The sequence below is a fragment of the Rossellomorea yichunensis genome (genome assembly GCF_032337515.1).
GTDB classification, from domain to species: Bacteria; Bacillota; Bacilli; order Bacillales; family Bacillaceae_B; genus Rossellomorea; species Rossellomorea yichunensis.
Map to the genome: position 1 here is coordinate 2,824 of NZ_JAVYAD010000011.1, position 18,413 is coordinate 21,236.

16 protein-coding genes are annotated in these 18,413 nt (G+C 42.4%); 8 read left to right on the forward strand and 8 right to left on the reverse strand.

The genetic code is table 11. The features are described 5' to 3' along the window. The first annotated feature begins 375 nt into the window (after positions 1-375). Genes RSX31_RS21670 through RSX31_RS21685 form a run of 4 tightly spaced genes read left to right on the forward strand, consistent with a single transcriptional unit; the run spans position 376 to position 4,161 of the window. Positions 376-771 (forward strand): GntR family transcriptional regulator, encoded by a 396-nt coding sequence (locus tag RSX31_RS21670; protein WP_148967241.1) that lies wholly within the window; start codon positions 376-378, stop codon positions 769-771. Continuing rightward, positions 758-1,660, forward strand: a complete 903-nt coding sequence (locus tag RSX31_RS21675) for an ABC transporter ATP-binding protein (protein ID WP_148995081.1) — start codon at positions 758-760, stop codon at positions 1,658-1,660. Before RSX31_RS21670 ends, RSX31_RS21675 begins: the two co-directional genes overlap by 14 nt. Then, positions 1,632-3,602, forward strand: a complete 1,971-nt coding sequence (locus tag RSX31_RS21680; protein WP_148995082.1) for a DUF6449 domain-containing protein — start codon at positions 1,632-1,634, stop codon at positions 3,600-3,602. The genes RSX31_RS21675 and RSX31_RS21680 overlap by 29 nt, the downstream gene beginning before the upstream one ends. Positions 3,603-3,627: 25 nt before the next feature. Further along, positions 3,628-4,161: an RNA polymerase sigma factor gene (locus RSX31_RS21685; RefSeq protein ID WP_148995083.1), complete on the forward strand. Its 534-nt coding sequence runs from the start codon at positions 3,628-3,630 to the stop codon at positions 4,159-4,161. A 43-nt stretch (positions 4,162-4,204) separates the two neighbouring features. Here RSX31_RS21685 and RSX31_RS21690 read toward each other — a convergent pair whose 3' ends face one another. The 3 genes from RSX31_RS21690 to RSX31_RS21700 all read right to left on the reverse strand — a co-directional run bounded on the left by RSX31_RS21690 (position 4,205) and on the right by RSX31_RS21700 (position 6,548). Continuing rightward, a complete protein-coding gene (locus RSX31_RS21690; protein WP_315635996.1) occupies positions 4,205-4,927 on the reverse strand; it encodes an amino acid ABC transporter ATP-binding protein in 723 nt (240 codons plus the stop codon). Continuing rightward, the gene (locus RSX31_RS21695) at positions 4,924-5,580 is read right to left on the reverse strand and encodes an amino acid ABC transporter permease (protein ID WP_148968133.1); all 657 of its coding nucleotides are present in this window, start codon (positions 5,578-5,580) and stop codon (positions 4,924-4,926) included. The genes RSX31_RS21690 and RSX31_RS21695 overlap by 4 nt, the downstream gene beginning before the upstream one ends. A 158-nt stretch (positions 5,581-5,738) precedes the next feature. After that, a complete protein-coding gene (locus tag RSX31_RS21700) occupies positions 5,739-6,548 on the reverse strand; it encodes a basic amino acid ABC transporter substrate-binding protein (RefSeq protein ID WP_315635997.1) in 810 nt (269 codons plus the stop codon). A gap of 258 nt (positions 6,549-6,806) precedes the next feature. Between RSX31_RS21700 and RSX31_RS21705 the strand changes: the two genes are divergently transcribed. Next, on the forward strand, positions 6,807-7,670 hold the full coding sequence (locus RSX31_RS21705; protein ID WP_315635998.1) for an STAS domain-containing protein: 864 nt from the start codon (positions 6,807-6,809) through the stop codon (positions 7,668-7,670). 543 nt (positions 7,671-8,213) lie between these two features. Here the strand turns inward: RSX31_RS21705 and RSX31_RS21710 are convergent. Both RSX31_RS21710 and RSX31_RS21715 read right to left on the reverse strand, forming a co-directional pair. Further along, positions 8,214-10,958: a GTP-binding protein gene (locus RSX31_RS21710; RefSeq protein WP_315635999.1), complete on the reverse strand. Its 2,745-nt coding sequence runs from the start codon at positions 10,956-10,958 to the stop codon at positions 8,214-8,216. Between the two features lie 247 nt (positions 10,959-11,205). Next, a complete protein-coding gene (locus RSX31_RS21715; RefSeq protein ID WP_262371844.1) occupies positions 11,206-12,399 on the reverse strand; it encodes an MFS transporter in 1,194 nt (397 codons plus the stop codon). Between the two features lie 497 nt (positions 12,400-12,896). On the opposite strand from RSX31_RS21715, the gene pxpB reads away from it, so the two are divergent. The 3 genes from pxpB to RSX31_RS21730 are packed head-to-tail and all read left to right on the forward strand — an operon-like array spanning position 12,897 to position 15,840. Next, positions 12,897-13,616 carry a 5-oxoprolinase subunit PxpB gene (pxpB, locus tag RSX31_RS21720; protein ID WP_315636000.1) on the forward strand — a complete coding sequence of 240 codons (720 nt, stop codon included), beginning with the start codon at positions 12,897-12,899 and terminating at the stop codon, positions 13,614-13,616. After that, the gene (locus tag RSX31_RS21725; RefSeq protein ID WP_315636001.1) at positions 13,613-14,614 is read left to right on the forward strand and encodes a 5-oxoprolinase subunit C family protein; all 1,002 of its coding nucleotides are present in this window, start codon (positions 13,613-13,615) and stop codon (positions 14,612-14,614) included. Before pxpB ends, RSX31_RS21725 begins: the two co-directional genes overlap by 4 nt. Positions 14,615-14,649: 35 nt before the next feature. Beyond that, a complete protein-coding gene (locus RSX31_RS21730) occupies positions 14,650-15,840 on the forward strand; it encodes an NRAMP family divalent metal transporter (RefSeq protein WP_315636002.1) in 1,191 nt (396 codons plus the stop codon). 133 nt (positions 15,841-15,973) lie between these two features. Here the strand turns inward: RSX31_RS21730 and RSX31_RS21735 are convergent, their stop codons facing one another. From RSX31_RS21735 to rlmD, 3 genes are read right to left on the reverse strand one after another with little or no spacing between them, the layout of a single operon-like run. Then, positions 15,974-16,168 carry a YwbE family protein gene (locus RSX31_RS21735; RefSeq protein ID WP_044339059.1) on the reverse strand — a complete coding sequence of 65 codons (195 nt, stop codon included), beginning with the start codon at positions 16,166-16,168 and terminating at the stop codon, positions 15,974-15,976. A gap of 36 nt (positions 16,169-16,204) precedes the next feature. Continuing rightward, a complete protein-coding gene (locus RSX31_RS21740; protein ID WP_315636003.1) occupies positions 16,205-16,435 on the reverse strand; it encodes a helix-turn-helix domain-containing protein in 231 nt (76 codons plus the stop codon). A gap of 16 nt (positions 16,436-16,451) precedes the next feature. Beyond that, positions 16,452-17,828 (reverse strand): 23S rRNA (uracil(1939)-C(5))-methyltransferase RlmD, encoded by a 1,377-nt coding sequence (gene rlmD / locus RSX31_RS21745; protein ID WP_148995092.1) that lies wholly within the window; start codon positions 17,826-17,828, stop codon positions 16,452-16,454. Positions 17,829-18,413 lie beyond the last annotated feature (585 nt).

The window sequence follows — 18,413 nt, forward strand, 5'->3', positions numbered from 1 at the left end:
TGACCTCGAGGGGCTAGCCGCCGGAGCTGGATGAACCCAAAAGCGGAGGCGGCTCGTTCAGCCCCGACAAGCATAAGGTGAATGGGCCTGGAAGGCGCCCTTTGCCTTCTTGGTCCATTTATCTTATGACCTCGAGGGGCTAGCCGCCGGAGCTGGATGAACCCAAAAGCGGAGGCGGCTCGTTCAGCCCCGACAAGCATAAGATGGATGGGCCTGGAAGGCGGCCTTTGCCTTCTTGGCCATTTATCTTAATTTTTGCACTGCATCCCATATCAAATATTTTTCATTTCCCCTCTTCCCAAATTGCCAGAAGTTGTTATATACTTTAACTGTATTAAGACACATAGTACACTGTATACAGTTGGGAGGGTGGATATGTTTGAGCTTGATTTAAGAAGTCGAAAGCCCATTTATGAACAATTAGTCGAGAAATTAAAAGAGTTAATCATTAATGAGGTGTTGAAGCCTGACGAACAATTGCCTTCCGTTCGTGCCTTGGCTCAGCAGCTGACCATAAATCCAAACACAATCCAAAAAGCTTATAGGGAACTTGAAACCCAAGGGTACATTTATTCTGTGAAAGGACGGGGGAGCTTTGTTAATCCATCAAGTCACATTCGAAACGCGGAGAAAATCATGAAAGTAAAAGAAGAGTTGTCTAAACTATTGTCTGAAGCACTGTATTTAGGAATCACGCCTGAAGATTTAAAGCAGATGATTGCTGACATCGAGGCATCGGTAGGAGGGAATCAAGCTGATGATAGAGATTAAATCATTAAGTAAATCCTTTGAAGGTACTAAAATCATTCATGACGTTTCCTTCTCTGTTCAAAAAGGATCGATCTATGGATTGCTCGGATCGAATGGTGCAGGAAAAACGACACTACTCAAATCCATTTCCGGGGTTCTCAAGCCCGAAAGCGGTGACATTTATTTAAAAGATCAACCGGTCTTTGAGAATGTCCCAACGAAAGAAACCTTGGTATTCATTCCTGATCAACCATTTTTCTTTGCTCACTATACCTTAAATCAAATGGCAAAATTTTATCAAAACTCCTATAGCCGTTGGGATGAGCATCAATATAAATCACTAACCGGCCTATTTGGGGTAGATCCTCACAAAAAGCTGCATAAATTTTCGAAAGGCGTCCAACGTCAAGCAGCTTTCATTCTTGCATTATCAACTCAGCCGGATGTGCTCATTATGGACGAACCCCTAGACGGATTAGACCCTGTCGTTCGTAAGAAGGTAAAAAGCGTACTGATCACAGAAGTTGCAAACCGGGAGATGACTTTACTTATCTCCTCTCATAACCTGCGTGAAGTGGAAGATATTTGTGATCATATCGGAATTTTGCATCAAGGAAGATTTTTACTGGAGAAAGAGCTTGATGATTTGAAATCCGGGATTCATAAGATTCAGTTGGCCTTCAAAGGCGAGATGCCTCAAAAGATCTTTACTGAGCTTGACCTTCTGCACGAAGAGACCAGGGGAAGCGTGTCCCTCTGCATCGTAAGAGGTGACGAACAACATGTGAGAAGCATGATCCAGCCTTATCATCCGGTGATTTTCGATATGTTACCGTTGACCCTTGAGGAAATATTTGTTTATGAAATGGAGGACGTCGGATATGCCATCCAAAACATCATGGATCAATAAGGAAGTCATCATTCAAAGCCTTCGGAATGTTGGGTGGGTAGGGATCGTTTACTTTATCGGACTTCTCTTTTCTTTGCCAGTTGACGTTATCGGTAAACTATCTAACGACAATCAGCCCTATCCGGTTGCCATTTATGAAAACCTGTTTAAAATGCAATACCCGATCCAAATGGGTTTGATGCTGTTCGTTCCAGTCATTCTATCTCTTTTCCTTTTCCGATATTTACATGTAAAGCAGGCTGCAGACTTCATGCATAGCCTTCCACTGACACGCAGCAAATTATTTTTTCATTTTACCGTTACAGGATTCGTCATTCTCATCCTGCCAATTGTACTGAATACAGCGATTTTACTTTCCCTTTATTCATTTACGGATCTTCAGCAATTTATTGATGTTCAAGATATTTTCATCTGGTGCGGCATCACGATCCTAATGAACATCCTTCTGTTCACAGCCGCTACCTTTGTAGCCATGATAACAGGACTGACAGCTGTACAGGGAGCTATGACTTACATCCTGCTCTTATTACCAGCTGGAATGTTTATGCTCGTATGCTTTAGCCTGAAAAATCTTTTATACGGTTTTCCAGAGGATTATTTTTTCAATATCAAAATTGAACAATATTCCCCTGTCATCAAGGCCGTATATCTTGAGAATAAAATCTTTGCCGGATTAGATGTGACACTGTTCATAGCTATCACTCTCCTACTCTATGTTTTATCGTATGTATTGTATAAAACGAGAAAAGTAGAAGCAGCGTCACTTGCCATTGTATTTCCTGTCCTCCGCCCCCTGTTCAAATATGGAGTCGCTTTCTGTTTCATGCTGGTCGGCGGCATGTACTTTAATGGAATCTATCAAGAGACGGGATGGACCATATTCGGCTATTTTATAGGATCATTCATTGGCTATTATCTTGCAGAAATGGTTTTACAAAAACATTGGAGAGTGTTCCGCCATTGGAAGGGCTTTGCCGGGTTTGCCGTGGCCATCTCTCTTATCGGTTTATTCATTCAGTTCGATTTATTTCAATATGAAAAGAAGATTCCTGAACTGGAAGATATAGGAAAAGTTCATGTGAGCCCAAGCTATTATTCCTTGACGGACAATCCAGAATCACTCATTGAAGAACCATTTATAAGCAAACCTAAAACAATTGAAGCGGTTCTGAATCTTCATGAAGAAATCGTTAACAACCAAGATCAGAACAAAGCAACTCCTGAGGATAGCGAGCAAATCTTTTTCTATTACAAAATGAAAGATGGCAGTAAGCTGGTGAGGAACTATCAAGTGAATATAGACAAATTCAAACCCCAGTATGCTTCACTTTATGAAATGAAAAATTATAAAGAAACGACGGAGCAGATCTTCTCAGTTAATTCAAGCAAGGTAGACAAACTATCGATATATTCTGATATGGGAAATAGACAGAGTATTAGCATTGTCGATCCGGAACAAATCAATGAAGCCATCGGGATTTTAAAAGAAGAAACCTATAATGATACGTTTGATGACCGTGACAGAGTGAACCTCTATAACGTTGAATTACTTCTTTCAGAGAATCAATGGATCCATGTCGGGGTACGTAATAACGATAAGAAATTCGAATCCTGGCTACAGGAGAATGGTTACCTGGAAGATATAAGGATGGCTGCATCTGATGTTGAGTGGATGTACGTGATCGATCAAGAGCGTTACCGTAACCGTCTGTTCAACGTCATGGATCCAGATACCGAAGCCCTGGAGTTAAAGAAAGAAAACAAAGGAATTGAAATAGAGGATCCCACACACGTTGAAGCCATCATGGATCAACTCGTATACAACCAGATGACCAATGAATATATGGTGCTCATCAAGTATAAAACCCACGGAAATGTCGAAGTGCGAGGGTTAAAGTCTGAAGATACCCCTTCATTCCTGAAGAGTAAAACGAAAAATTGACAATGGAAAGTCGAGGTGAAGCCATATGGACACATTAAAAATGCAATCATCTCCTCTCACATTAGAGGAGATGTATGAACAATTTCATACACTGATCTATCATATCGCTTATACGATTACAAAGGACGCTCACCTATCACAGGATATCGTTCAAGAAACCTTTCTTAAGGCCTACATCAAGATGGATACTTTACTCGATGTGACGAAAACGAAGCCCTGGCTAACTTCAATCGCAAGATGTACAGCAATCGATTTTATCCGAAAAGAATCGAAACGCAATGAAGTCTGCATGGAAGATGATGAACAGGTTCATTCCATACAGGGCGATAACCCTCTGGAAATGGAAATTGAGGCACAGTTTCTTAAGAGCAGCATCCAGGAAAATATTAAGAGGCTACCACTTTCTCAGCAGGAAGTCATGTCATTGAAAGTGGCACAGGATCTTAGTGATGGGGAGATTGCTTTAAAGCTGAACCTCTCTCCTTCTACCGTCAAAACCCGTTTTCACCGGGCAAGAAAGCAGTTGTACTCGATCGTTTATGCAAAACATACCGCATAGGAAAAGGAGCCTTGATTAAGAGGCTCCTTTAATTGTTCACCTATTATAGTACCTTACTTAAAAACGCCTGGGTTCGTTCATGTTTTGGATTACCAAAAAGCTCAGACGGTCTGTTCTCCTCCACGATATATCCGCCGTCCATAAAGATGACCCGGTCCCCGACTTCTCTGGCGAATCCCATTTCATGGGTTACGACCACCATGGTCATGCCTTCCTTCGCCAGTTGTTTCATTACTTCCAGCACCTCTCCCACCATTTCGGGATCCAGGGCTGAAGTCGGCTCATCGAAGAGCATGATTTCAGGCTCCATGGCAAGTGCCCTCGCAATGGCGACGCGCTGCTTCTGCCCGCCTGATAAGGAGTCAGGGTACACGTACGCTTTTTCTTTGAGGCCCACCTTATCAAGTAACTCTAATGCCTTCTTCTCCGCCTTATCCTTTTGCCACTTTCTTACCTTCATCGGTGATAGCATAATGTTCTGGATCACGGTTTTATGAGGGAAAAGGTTAAATTGTTGAAAAACCATTCCCACATCCGTTCTTACTTTATTGATATCTGTTTGTTTGGCCGTTATATCCCGGTCTTTAATATAGACATGACCATCGGTAATCGATTCTAAAAGGTTCAAGCAACGCAGAAACGTTGACTTCCCTGAACCCGATGGCCCTATTACTACAACTACTTCTTGAGGTTCGATATTGACGTTAATATCTTTCAATACTTCTAATTCTCCAAAGGACTTCTTAAGATTCACTGCTTTAATCATTCGGTTGCCATCCTCCGCTCAATATAGTTTAGTAGATACGTAAGAGATAGAGTAAGGATTAAATAGATGATAGCGACTGCCAGGTACGGTTCCCATACACGATAATATTGCCCCTGCATGGCCCGTCCCCAGTACATTAACTCTGGAGCGGCAATGACCGCTGCCAGGGAAGAGTCTTTCAATAATACGATAAATTCATTTCCAAGTGGTGGGATCATTCGCTTAAATGCCTGAGGGATGATGATGTACCTCATAGCCTGGATATTGGTCATCCCCAAAGATCTGGCTGCTTCCATCTGCCCCCGGTCAATGGATTGAATGCCCCCACGGAAGATTTCGGCGATATACGCAGTGGCATTCAACGATAGAGCCACTAATGCAGACACAGCCGGATTAATTTCCGACATGATCATTGGCATCACACCAAAGTGAATGAGCAGGATCTGTACGAATAATGGCGTACCTCTAAAAAAGTTTATGTACCAAATGAAAGGTGTTCGAACGAGAAGGTAAGGGGAAATTCTGAATATCCCCATCAGCAGTCCGAAGATTAAGCCTAAAAAGATGGCTCCCACCGATAAACCGATTGTTAATAGTGCTCCCTTTAGAAAAAAAGGTAAGTATTCCCCAATAATGTCCCATCTGAAATCCAGCATATCATGACTCCTTTTGTCCCGGTAACGGCGTGAGGCCGCTTCCCTTCTCAATAGTAGTAAATAGACTCATATAAAAGGGGCAGGTGAAGAATGAACCATCCTCTTTAAAATCGATAAAGAAGATCATCCAAACTTTCACTACGCCCCTTGTTCCCTTATTCTGCTTGCTCTAATAAAGCGTCAGTGTTCGGTTCTGTACCAAACCATTCTTTGTAAATCCCAGCATAAGTACCATTTTCAATCACTTCTTTAACCGCTTTATCGATATCAGCTTTCAGCTCGCTGTCTTTAGGGAACATTAAGCCATAAAATTCAGATTCGAAGTTTTCAGGGTCTTCAACTGTATTGAAATTGTCATCCGGATTATTTTTCACATATTCATTTACAACCGTATTATCCGTTACAACCGCATCGACTTGACCTTGCTTCAATGCTGTAATGGCAACTACATTGTTTTCGTATTTAGAGATATCAGGGCTGTTCTGCCCAACTATTTTCTCTGCTGCCGCTTGACCGGTCGTTCCATTTTGGACACCGATCTTCAGCCCTTTCAGGTCCTCTGCACTTTTGATATCCACACCTTCACCAAACATGATCATGTGAGTGGATTCAAAGTAAGGATTGGAAAAATCAAACGTTTCTTTGCGGTCATCATTGATGGTGATCCCGGAAATCCCCATATCGACTTCCTTTCCACCTTGAACTGCTGCAAATAACGGATCCCATCCAATGTTCTTTACTTCGTACTCATAGCCGGCTTCTTTCATGACGGCCTCTAAAAAGTCGATATCAAAACCGACGATTTCCCCTTTATCCATATATTCAAATGGAGCAAAGGCTGCATCGGTGCCCACTACAAGCTTTTCTTTTTTATCTCCGCTTGCTTCTTCACTTCCACAGGCAGTCATGATTGCTGCCATTCCAATCATTAATACTAGAATTAATCCTCTTACTTTCTTCTTCATCATTGGCCCCCTAAAATAGTTTGTATTTTCTAATAATTATAATTATACATATATTTTACTAGAAAACCAATAAATTTTAGAAGATTTACAGTATTCAGACTAATCCTTATCTACTAGTAACAATTTTTTTGTGTATTTTTTGCATATCAAAAGAAGTATTTAATTTATATGTTTTTTCGTCATTTCTATCTTTAACATTGACAGTCTCCACTATAGGTTTCAAAATAAGAGTATAAGCCAAGTTTAAAGGGAGAGTTTATGGATACACATTCGTCTGATTTATATAAATACTTAGTTGATCATGCCTTAGATTTCACTGAAGACTGGTTGAAGTTCCAGAATTTAAAATCCGGATCTCACTATTCTCCTGATTCTCCGACAGAGGTACTCAACAAAATAAAAGAACAAAACTCTAATTATGTGAAGATCATCGCCATGTGTCTGTTACTTTCTCAAGAAGAGTCAAAGGAAGTGATCTATAACTGGACCCGGGAAACCGCTGCCCATCGCAGTAAATCCAATACGACCTTGGATGAGGTTGTTCGTAACTCTGGTGTGTTCAGAAGAGTGTATTGGACGTATGTTGAAAAGTTTGTGGAAGAATCGAACGTAAACATCCCGTTGAAAGAAGTATTTGAGTGGGAACGAAAGATCAATTTCGCATTGGATTATGTGTTAGAAACGTTCACTTCCACGTTCTTGAACATATTAATGAATCGACTCCAGGCACAGTCTACCCTGATTAAGGAATTAAGTACACCGGTCATTTCTTTAACTTCAGAGGTAGGACTTCTGCCTATCATTGGAGATATTGATACGACACGTGCCCGTACGATATTAGAATCAACCCTTCAACAAAGTGCCGATGCCCATTTATCCATGTTGATCATCGACTTATCCGGAGTGGTATTGGTTGATACCATGGTCGCCCAGCAAATCTTCCATCTCATCGATGCCTTAAATCTACTTGGAGTGAAGAGCGTCATCACCGGGATTCGTCCGGAAGTAGCTCAGACAGCCATCCATTTAGGATTGGATTTTTCCAATATCCATACTGAAAATTCCCTCGAGCGAATCATTGCAGATGTAATTCAGGAAAATAGCGAATTTTTGCATGTGTAGGAAGATGGACGCAAAATAAAAGGCTCATTTCATAATGTATGTTGCTATTGTAGAAGAGAAAGTAATAGTTGATTTCCGCTACAGGATGCTCGCTTTCCGCGGGGCTGGCGGTGAGCCTCCTTCCGCTCCAATCAACTTTCTGAGCATGTATCCTTAATGGAAAACAATAAAAACAAGAATTTTAGCAAACAATCTCATTTAAGGTAAGTAGAGATTGATTTACCTTTTAAGAAAGAAGAATTTTTTTGGCTTCTTTGTTTTCTTGCACACCTCGAAGCTCTGTCAAGAAAATTCTGTTAAATATGGTGAGGGGAACTGCGCAGACTCCGGCGGATTTTGGGCGTGCCGAGACCCCGTTCGGCTAAGCTGAGGAGGCTCGGCCGAACGCTAGCTGCAAGCGGAGCAGTTCCCCTCACCATCGAGCACACACTAATAGACAGAGCCTTGCAGAGCTTATGTTAAAAAACAACAATCATTGCGAAAAGGGCAATATAAAAAGACTGATTCTCGCAGGGCACCCCCTTCAGAATCAGTCTTTTTTTATTATGAATAATGATGTGAAGCTTTATAACTCGCTTTCACCATATATTCATGTTGAAGCAGTTTCACTTCGAATAAAGTGATCGGGTCGAAATATCGCTCCGGATTTGCTTTCATTTTCTTTAACGTTTCTTTGTCGCTTGCAATATCTGTTTCTGTATCTTTAATCGTGACGCCCAATTGTTTAAATGGCTCTGCGAAGAAAGAGTGAACATCCTGCTGCAGTGATTTTTCGAACAAATCAAACTGAAGGAAAAATTTATTGACGACAGATGCCGTGATATCCTGGTAATCTTCGTTCTCCAGGTAGCGCTTGTATTGATTGTAGAGTAACGACTTATTCTGAGGCAATACACCTAAGAGCTTTCCGGCACTTTTTAATAGGAACTGAGCCGGTTTAAAGCGCAAGAGAATATTCTCTTTATCAATCTGGGCTCTCGTTCCCATTCGGTTTACATCCCGGCGCCAGTCGTCCATTACTTGGAAATCACATTGTAAAATGACTTTATCCTTCCCGAATAACTCGTTGAAGGTTTCACTCATCTCATTTAAATAGTTCTGACTGTCTTGAAGCTCCTGCTTTGAAAAGCCAAGCCACTCCTCAAGGGATTTGACATAACGGGGCATGAGATCATCTTGGATATACCCTTGAATCCGCGTATTCATCGCTTCATTTAACTCTGTATGGATCTGTTTGAAATCACTTTCTTCACTGATCAGATCAGAACAGCCGCTAAGGATACCGGGGATTTTCTCAGAGATTTCCTTCTTCATCGCTTCTTTCTTCTTATGGAAAGAATCCTTAATGACTGATACCTTATCGCTTTGCATGTCACTTAAGTAGTTTTCAAAGCCGTTCAAACGTGTCAGGATATCTTCATTCTTCTCGATAGTCTCTTTCAGTTCATTTTCACGATTCTTACGTTTTGAGTAAAGATCTCTTAAAGTTTTTCTGACCAGATAAAATAACTTGGCCCCACGTTCCCCTTTGAGCACGTTTCCATTCACCATATACTGTTTCTTCAGGAAGGACTGAACATCCTGTCGCTGCAAATGAACGGCTTCCAGGGATGAATATGGTAGCACCTCTGCGTCCGGGAACCATTCCCGGGCTTTGTTTCGTGCTGATTCAATAATCTCTTCTGTACGGTCAGAGTGAGATACCTTGTCCATCTTATTTAATAAGAAATGTACGTTCACAGGCTGTCCGATCTCCGTTAATTTTCTTAAGGTTTGTCTGTCCTCTGCATTAAACGGGGCATCGGCATTCAATACATACAGTAATCCATCAGCTACAGGATAAAAGGCTGTCAGATCATCCAGATGCCTTTGGCCGGTTTGAACGTCAATGATGGCACTTCTGTTTTTCTTAAGGAACTCAGACGGGAGTTTATATTCCACGAATGCTTCTCTTTGCATCAGTTCTTCAAAATCAGCGATGCTCTCTACTTTGTGAACTCCATGATCGTGAATCTCCTTCACTTCTACCTGCTGATCATGATAGCTATAAATGATGGTGGAGTCTTCAGCCTCACCGACGCTCTCACCTAAAACGGATTGAACGAAGGAAGACTTTCCGCTTGAGCCACTCCCTGCGATTAATAAATGGTGTTCACTCAGATCCATTAACTGCTCCGCAATCCATTTAGTTTTATACCCTACAGAAGCATCATTTCGTTCTGACCAATCAATAATTTTATTTAAGAACAGGATAATGTCTTCAAAGCGGGCTTGATAGGAATCTCCTTCAAGCAGGATCATTTCCGCTTCATCCGTCACCATCTGTTCAATGCTGTACGAAAAGACATCGTTCCAGGCTAAAACGGCAGCTGCCGGGAAAAGTGGTTGATGATCCCTGCTCACTTTGAGCCAATTGCTCAGCATGCTTGGCATAAAGCCTTCCAGGTCTTTCACTAAGTAGTTGCCTTCAAGGAATCCTACGTATGCTTCCTGGAATTGGGATAGGATGTCCTCCCATGATTCGTTCGGGAGTATTTCTACATATTCAAAGATTGTATTTACCGTCAGCATCCATTCAATATGGGCGACCGGATTGCTTCTGTAACTTGTCCATAGAGAAGACACGAGATCCTTGAATTGTTTACGATCCTTTTCATAAACCGCAATCAATAAATCGTAGAAATAGGTAGGCGCAAAGGATGTTGTATAACCTTGATCCCCGTATTCCCTCAGAATCTTGAACCAAGCGGGATCCTGGGTCCGGATCGATTCCTGAACCGCCAGTTCCACGGCTTTATTCCAGTCCTCTTGTTCTTCATAAAAAGTCCGGGCGAGTTCAGTTACGTTGGGATAGTCCGGATCGATCGTCAATGCTTTGTCGATGGTACGATATGCTGACTGGATCTTATTTCGTTCGATATAAAGTGAGAATAGCTGCAGGGATACTTCCAGCGTTAAAATCGTGCTTTCCGTTTGGATAGCTGTATAGACATCCTCAGCTGACGATAACAACCCAAGCTCATAGTAAGAATCCGCGATATTCTTCTTTGCCCAAGGTTCTAATTCGTTCTGGATGCTTTCCCATTTGAAAATAGCCGCTTCATAGTCCTTGCTATGAAAATAGACCTCACCCTGTGCATAGCGTATGAACGTTAAATCATACGGTTCATTTTGCTGCTCTTCTACAAAAGCTTGACCAAGCACTTCAATTGGATGACGGTTCGTGTCATAGTCTACTAAAAAAGTTCCATAGAATGACTTTTCCATTAGTAATTTTTCTTCTGTCATAATGTCCTCCGTTATATGTGGATCCCCCTGTTCAAGGAACCTCACAGACTAGTCTATTTCTATCATTCTAACAGAATTTCCTTGGGATAAAATTTCATTTCCTTTTCAATTTCCGATTGATACTTTCTGCCGTGATGCTTAGGGATCACTTCCATTACAGAAGAAAGGACTACCCGTTACTAAAGGCGGCATGCGCCCTCAAAAACAGATAGTCCTTTTTACTTACCACCATTGTTCAGCCATCAAACTAGGCGGATGTCTGGTGAACAAACTTTTTTTGTTTGCGTCCTTCCAGTATCGCTACAACTAAAGCAATGAGCAGGAATAAGCTTGAGATCTGGAATAAAACACCCGTCTCCACATATTGTGCAAGCACTCCGAATACTAAGCCGCTTAAGCCGATTCCAAGATCAATGGACGAGAAGAACATCCCATTGGCCACTCCCCTTCTATTGTCAGGAGTTAATGACAAAGTCCAGGATTGGAGTGTTGGAATAAGAGATCCAAATCCAACTCCAAACAAAATACCTGATACGATGATGAGGAAATCAGAATGAGCATAGGATAATACCCACATACCGATAAAGGTAATCACGATACAAAAGAGAACAAGCCCCTTAGGTCCGCGTTCATCAAACCATTTCCCGGCAATCGGTCGTGATAGGGACGCCATGATTGCATTACATAAATAGAATAAGAAGATATGCTGGATTCCACGTTCTTCCCCAAAGATGACGATAAAGGTAACGATCGACCCGTAACCAAAGGTCACCATGATCGTAATGAACGCTGGAAACCAGCTGGATTTTTCAACTAATGAACCCAGATAGGAAAACTTCAAGTCTTCCTTTTTCGTTTCTTTGACGACTTGAGGTGTACGGTAATGAACGACACCTAACAAGATAACCGCGATAACACCCAGTGCACTGGAAGTAATGATCAGATTTGTGAAGGTCGTTACCTGAAATAAATATATCCCGAGACTTGGAGCTATAATCATTCCAATCGTAATCGACAATCCGTAATATCCCATTCCTTCACCTAAACGTGATTTCGGCACCACATCCACGGCTGCCGTCCCATTCACAGTTGTAGACCATCCCCATGCCAACCCGTGTACAAACCTGAATAAAAGAAAGATGAATACCACACTGGACAATGGATAAATCACCGTGATCAATAATAACGAGATTCCACCTATTAAAACAAGAGGTTTCCTGTCCCTGTATTCAAGCATAAACCCAATGAACGGCCTGCTTAACACTGCACCTATCGAAAATAACGTCGTCACTAATCCAATTTCCAAACCTGAAGCCCCGATCGACTTTATATAAGGCGGAAGCGTCGGTATCAGCATTTGAAACGACATAAACACAAACAAGTTTCCTACCATCAACATAATAAAAGACCTCGTCCATAAAGGATCCTTTACCTTATCCATAAGAAAACCCCCTTTCACCATCTATCAATAATCCTCCCAATACATTAAGGAGGATAATATTTCGCATTACTAAATAATAGCACATAAAACACAATTGCGATACGATTTACAACCGTGAAAACATGCTAGTTTTTTACAAATATTGCACAATGAAACGCGTGATTTTTTTATGATTGAATTTAAGTGAATATAGGGAAAGTAATACTGACTGTTTTTTTGGCTCATTCCGGGTAGAGAAGGACAGGCGCTAGCTGAAAGGCGAGTGAAACGAATGTTTCACTCGAACGAGCCAAAAAAACAAATGCAGAATAACCAGCCCCTCACACACCATAATTCTTGGAATAACCATCTAATTCCCAACCTTTTATTGAAAAGACAAAGAATTATACTATAATAACAACATGGCTTAAATTTCTGAATAATCTTATTTGCACGCCTACTCATACATAATTATTTTATATTTTTTATAATCATACAATTAGAATGGAGGTAGTTCTTTGAATTATACGTTACGACCATTGGGCGATCATGCCGTCGTTATACAATTAGGAAATTCAATTCAGCAAGAAACACACGAAAAGGTTAAAGCCGTCACCACCTTTTTTGAAACCCGGACAATCGACTGGCTTGTTGAATACATACCGGCATTTACAACCGTCACACTTTATTACGACCCAATCAGAATCATAGAATCTTACAAACCTTTTCAGAGTACATTACCGTACAAAATTGTCTGTTCAGAAATTGACCATATGCTTTCCCAACTTACAATCTTAGAACAATCAAATTCCCGAATCGTCGACATTCCCGTCTGCTACGGTGGAGAATTCGGACCAGACCTTGAAGATGTCGCGAACCACAATCACATGTCTATCGAAGAAGTCATCGCGAAACATTCCAATGGTGACTACCTCGTATACATGATTGGATTCGCCCCGGGATTCCCTTATATCGGAGGCATGTCCCCGGATATTGCGACACCGAGAAGGGAATCACCCCGCCTCAAGATCCCGGCTGGCTCAGTTGGAATTGCCGGAGAACAAACAGGCGTATACCCGATCGAAACACCAGGAGGGTGGCAGCTGATTGGTCGAACCCCCTTAAAATTATTCAAACCAAATAACGACGACTCACCAAGCTTACTAAAAGCAGGTGATCGAATTCGTTTCACTCCCATTTCATTTGAAGAATATAAAGCATTGGAGGAGGAACAATGATTAATGTAATGAAACCGGGCCTCCTTTCAACGATTCAGGACCTTGGAAGGTATGGCTATCAAAAATATGGCGTCATCGTGAGTGGAAGTATGGATCCACTTGCCCATAAAATCTCTAACCTGCTGGTAGGGAATGATGAAAACGATGCCACTCTTGAAATGACACTTATGGGTCCAATGCTTGAGTTCCAGGAAACCTGCCTTATATCGATTTGTGGAGGGGACTTATCCCCAACCATTGACGGGAAGCCGGTTCCTTTAAGGAGATCACTATTGATCAAAGCTGGAAGCATTCTTAAATTCGGGGCATGCAAGAGCGGCTGCCGCAGTTACCTTGCAATTGCAGGTGGATTCAATGTAGCAACGGTGATGAACAGCAAGTCAACTTACGTAAGAGCAGGGATTGGAGGATTGAATGGTCGTTCTTTAAAAGAAGGTGACAAACTGAAATCCGGAAGGCTTTCGAAGGAATCTGAAAATATGATCGACTATTTACTTCCCTATTTAGAGAACAATGATTTCACGGAAATTGATTGGTCGATTTCTTCTGAATTCATCTCGGCTTATCAACAGAAGAAAACGATTCGAGTGATGACCGGGTCCGAGTACGATTCATTTTCAGCAGAAAGCCGGGAACACTTTTTCAATGAACCCTTTAAAGTGTCTGCTCAATCAGATCGCATGGGCTACCGTTTGGAAGGTCCGTCCCTCCATCTTGAGAAGGATTTTGATATGATTTCAGAGGCGGTTGCCTTTGGGACGATTCAGGTTCCTTCGAATGGGAAGCCGATTGTTCTGTTAGCGGATCGGCAAACAACTGGAGGCTACCCAAGAATCGGTCAGATTGCGTCAGTGGATCTTCCTTTGATTGCTCAGGCAAAGCCTGGAGAAGAGTTGACCTTTACGATGATTTCTCATGAAAAAGCCCAGGAACTCTACATAGATCGCGAACGGCAACTAAGGCATTTAAATCAAGGGATCTCCTTGAAATTCAACTAAGCAGCAATTCACATGACAGCAAAGGAGCGAATTTCTTGAAGAAAAAATCAAATTTCAGCGTATTGTTGGGAGCTGCGTTCTTAATGGCTACATCCGCCATCGGACCAGGCTTCCTGACTCAAACAACCGTATTTACCCAAACCCTGGCGGCAAGCTTTGGTTTCGTCATTCTTGTTTCAATCCTCATTGACATTGGTGCCCAGCTTAATATATGGCGCATCATTGCCATTTCTGAAAAAAGGGCTCAGGATATTGCCAACGATGTCTTGCCGGGATTAGGCTACTTCCTTGCCATCCTAATTGTGCTGGGCGGATTGGCCTTTAATATTGGAAATATTGCCGGAGCTGGACTAGGTACGAATGTCCTGTTTGGTATTTCACCTGAAGTGGGCGCATTATTCAGTGGAATTGTCGCAGTAGGAATCTTCCTGGTGAAAGAAGCCGGTAGATTAATGGACAAGTTCGCCCAGATCCTCGGGTTACTCATGATTATCCTTACAGTGTACGTGATGTTTACAGCAAATCCTCCTGTAGGAGAAGCTGTTACGAAAACATTTGCACCAGACACCATTGATTTTCTAGCCATCATTACGCTCGTAGGCGGAACCGTTGGTGGATATATCACATTCGCCGGTGGTCACCGGTTACTAGAAGCCGGAATAACAGGGAAACAGGCACTTCCTGAGATCACGAAAAGCTCAGTATCCGCCATCGGTATCGCATCCATCATGCGTATCTTCCTTTTCCTTGCTGCTTTAGGAATTGTGTCACAAGGTCTGCAATTGGACTCTTCCAACCCGCCAGCCTCTGTATTCCAACTGGCTGCAGGTGATATAGGGTACAAGATGTTCGGGATTGTCATGTGGTCAGCTGCTGTTTCATCCGTTGTGGGCGCTGCATATACATCGGTATCCTTCATTCGAACGTTCAGCCCACTATTGGAGAAATATCATAAGTGGCTAATTGTGGGGTTCATTACCGTTTCAACACTAGTATTCGTCATTGTAGGTAAGCCTGTTGCGATTTTAATCCTTGTGGGTGCACTTAATGGATTGATTTTGCCAATAGCACTAGGAGTTATGCTTATCGCCGCTCATAAAACCAAAATCGTCGGTGATTACAAGCACCCGATCTGGATGACCATTTTCGGTGGATTGATTGTCGTGGCCATGTCTTACATGGGTGTATACTCATTAATTAAAGGCATTCCACAATTGTTTAGTTAAGTGTAAAGGAAGGACCTCGATCCGTTTTGGGTCGAGGTCTTTTTCTTAACCCATGTTGTGGATACGCCCTTAGTACCTCCATCAATAGAAAACTAAATAAAAAAAGAGACCCCTAAAGGCCTCTCTCCTTACACTACTGAATAATATTCTTCACTCGCCCAACTTGTCCATCTTCTAACCGGACTTTGATGCCGTGGGGATGATTCGGTGAATTGGTTAAAATATCTTTAACAATCCCACGTGTAAGCTTGTTTGTTCTTTGGTCTTTTTTCAGGACGATATCCACTTCAAGACCCTGTTTGATATTGGATCGTTGTTGTCCGCTCATTGTATTTCCCCGTTTCATTAGGTGTTTTCCGGAAGGCTAGTCTTCATCCTTCACATCGATATCTTCCGGAATCGGTTCACTTAAGTATTCAGCAAGCTGACGCTTCATTTTTTCCATTTGCTCCAGATGCTGATTGAATTGGTCCCGGTATATTAAATATTGATCTCCGTCGTGGACCGCCCGTATTCTATTTTGCTGAATGAGGCTTTCAATATACGATTCCGGCAGTGCCAGATATTCGGCTGTTTCTTTAATTGTGAGATACATCGGCTTTCTTCCTCGCTTATTCTACTAACTCAATCTTCGCAACGGCTTCACAGTGCATCGTTTGCGGAAACATATCAACAGGCTGGACCTCGATTGTCTTGTACCCGCCATCCTCTAAAATTCTAAGATCACGGGCAAGTGTTGCAGGGTTACAGGATACATAAACCACCCGTTTTGGTTTCATTGCCAGTATGGTATTCAGAAGCGCTTCATCGCAGCCCTTTCGTGGAGGATCCACTACCAGGACGTCGGCTCTGATTCCATCTTTATACCATGTGGGAATGACGACTTCTGCAGGTCCTGCTTCAAACTCTACATTGGTCATGTCATTTAACTCGGCATTCTTCTTCGCATCTTCAATCGCCTGTGGGACGATTTCAACTCCATATACCTTCTTAGCCTTTTGGGCAAGGAATAAGGATATCGTTCCAATCCCGCAATACGCATCAATGACCGTTTCTTCTCCTTGTAAATCGGCATACTCCAAAGCTTTTTCATAAAGTACCTTCGTCTGCTCAGGGTTAACCTGATAGAAGGATCTTGCCGAAATCGCAAACTTCACGTCCCCGATATAGTCATGGATCACTTCTTCCCCCCACAGGACGCGTGTAGAATCTCCCATGATGACATTTGTTTTTTTAGGATTCACGTTATGAACAATCGATTTTAATCCTTCAATATTCTCGACAAGCGCTTCGGTGATTGCATTCTTATGAGGAAGTTCCGGCGTACGAGTGACCAATACGACCATCACTTCTCCCGTCGTATACGCCGTCCGGGTCATAATATGACGAAGAGTCCCCTTATGATTTTTCTCATCATAGGGACGGACCTCCAGTTTCTCGCATATATCCTTCACATGCTGAATCACTTCATCATTTTTTTCATACTGGATGATACATTTATCCATATCGATGATTTCGTGGCTTCGTTTTTGATAGAAGCCAGCTACAAAGCGTCCGTCTTTTTCCCCTACAGGCACTTGGGCTTTGTTGCGGTAGCGCCATGGTTCTTCCATTCCGAGAACCGGGTGAACGCTTACGTCATGGAGCTTTCCGATGCGTTGCAAGACATCATGGACATTTTTTTCTTTTGCCTGCAGCTGTCCTTCATAGGTCATGTGCTGAATTTGGCAGCCACCGCATTCTTTGTAGATCGGGCATGGAGGCTCCTGGCGAAACGGGCTTTCCTTGGTTCGCTCTGTCAGACGACCAAATCCATAGCCTTTACCCGGTTTCACGACTTTAACCTTCCCTTCCTCACCAGGTAGGGCATTGGGGACGAATAACGGATAACCATCAACCTTCATCACGCCATTCCCATCATGGGTTAAGTCTTCAAATACTGCTTCATCTATATAATCATTTTTTTGAACTGGTGCTTTTTTACTCACGTATATCTTCCTTTACGAATTCCTTTTTAAGACTCTACTGATTGTACCATAAATGGAGTTGGAGAATGAAATGAATGGAGGTCCGTCCCTCTCTATATAAAAGGCTCTTTTCGCAAATATTGTTGTTTTCTACCATAGAATCTGCCAGGGCTCTGTCAACCAGCCTATGCTGGATGGTGAGGGGAACTGCTCCGCTTTCCGCGGACGTTCGGCCGAGCCTCCTCAGCTTCGCTTCCGGGGTCTCGGCACGCCCGTACTTCCGCAGGAGTCTGCGCAGTTCCCCTCACCATCTTTAACAGAATTTTCTTGACAGAGCTTCAAGGTGTGCAAGAAAATAAAGTAACTAAAAAAATAATTCTTTTTTCTGAAAAAGAAAATCAATCTCTACTTACCTTAAATGAGATTGTTTGCTAAAAATCTTGTTTTAATTGTTTTCCATTAAGGATTCTTCCTCAGAAAGTTGATCGGAGCGGAAGGATGCTCGACTCCTGCGGGAATAGCTGGACAGGTGAGACCCCGGAGGCGCAGCCGAGGAGGCTCACCGCCAGCCCCGCGGAAAGCGAGCATCCTGTAGCGGAAATCAAC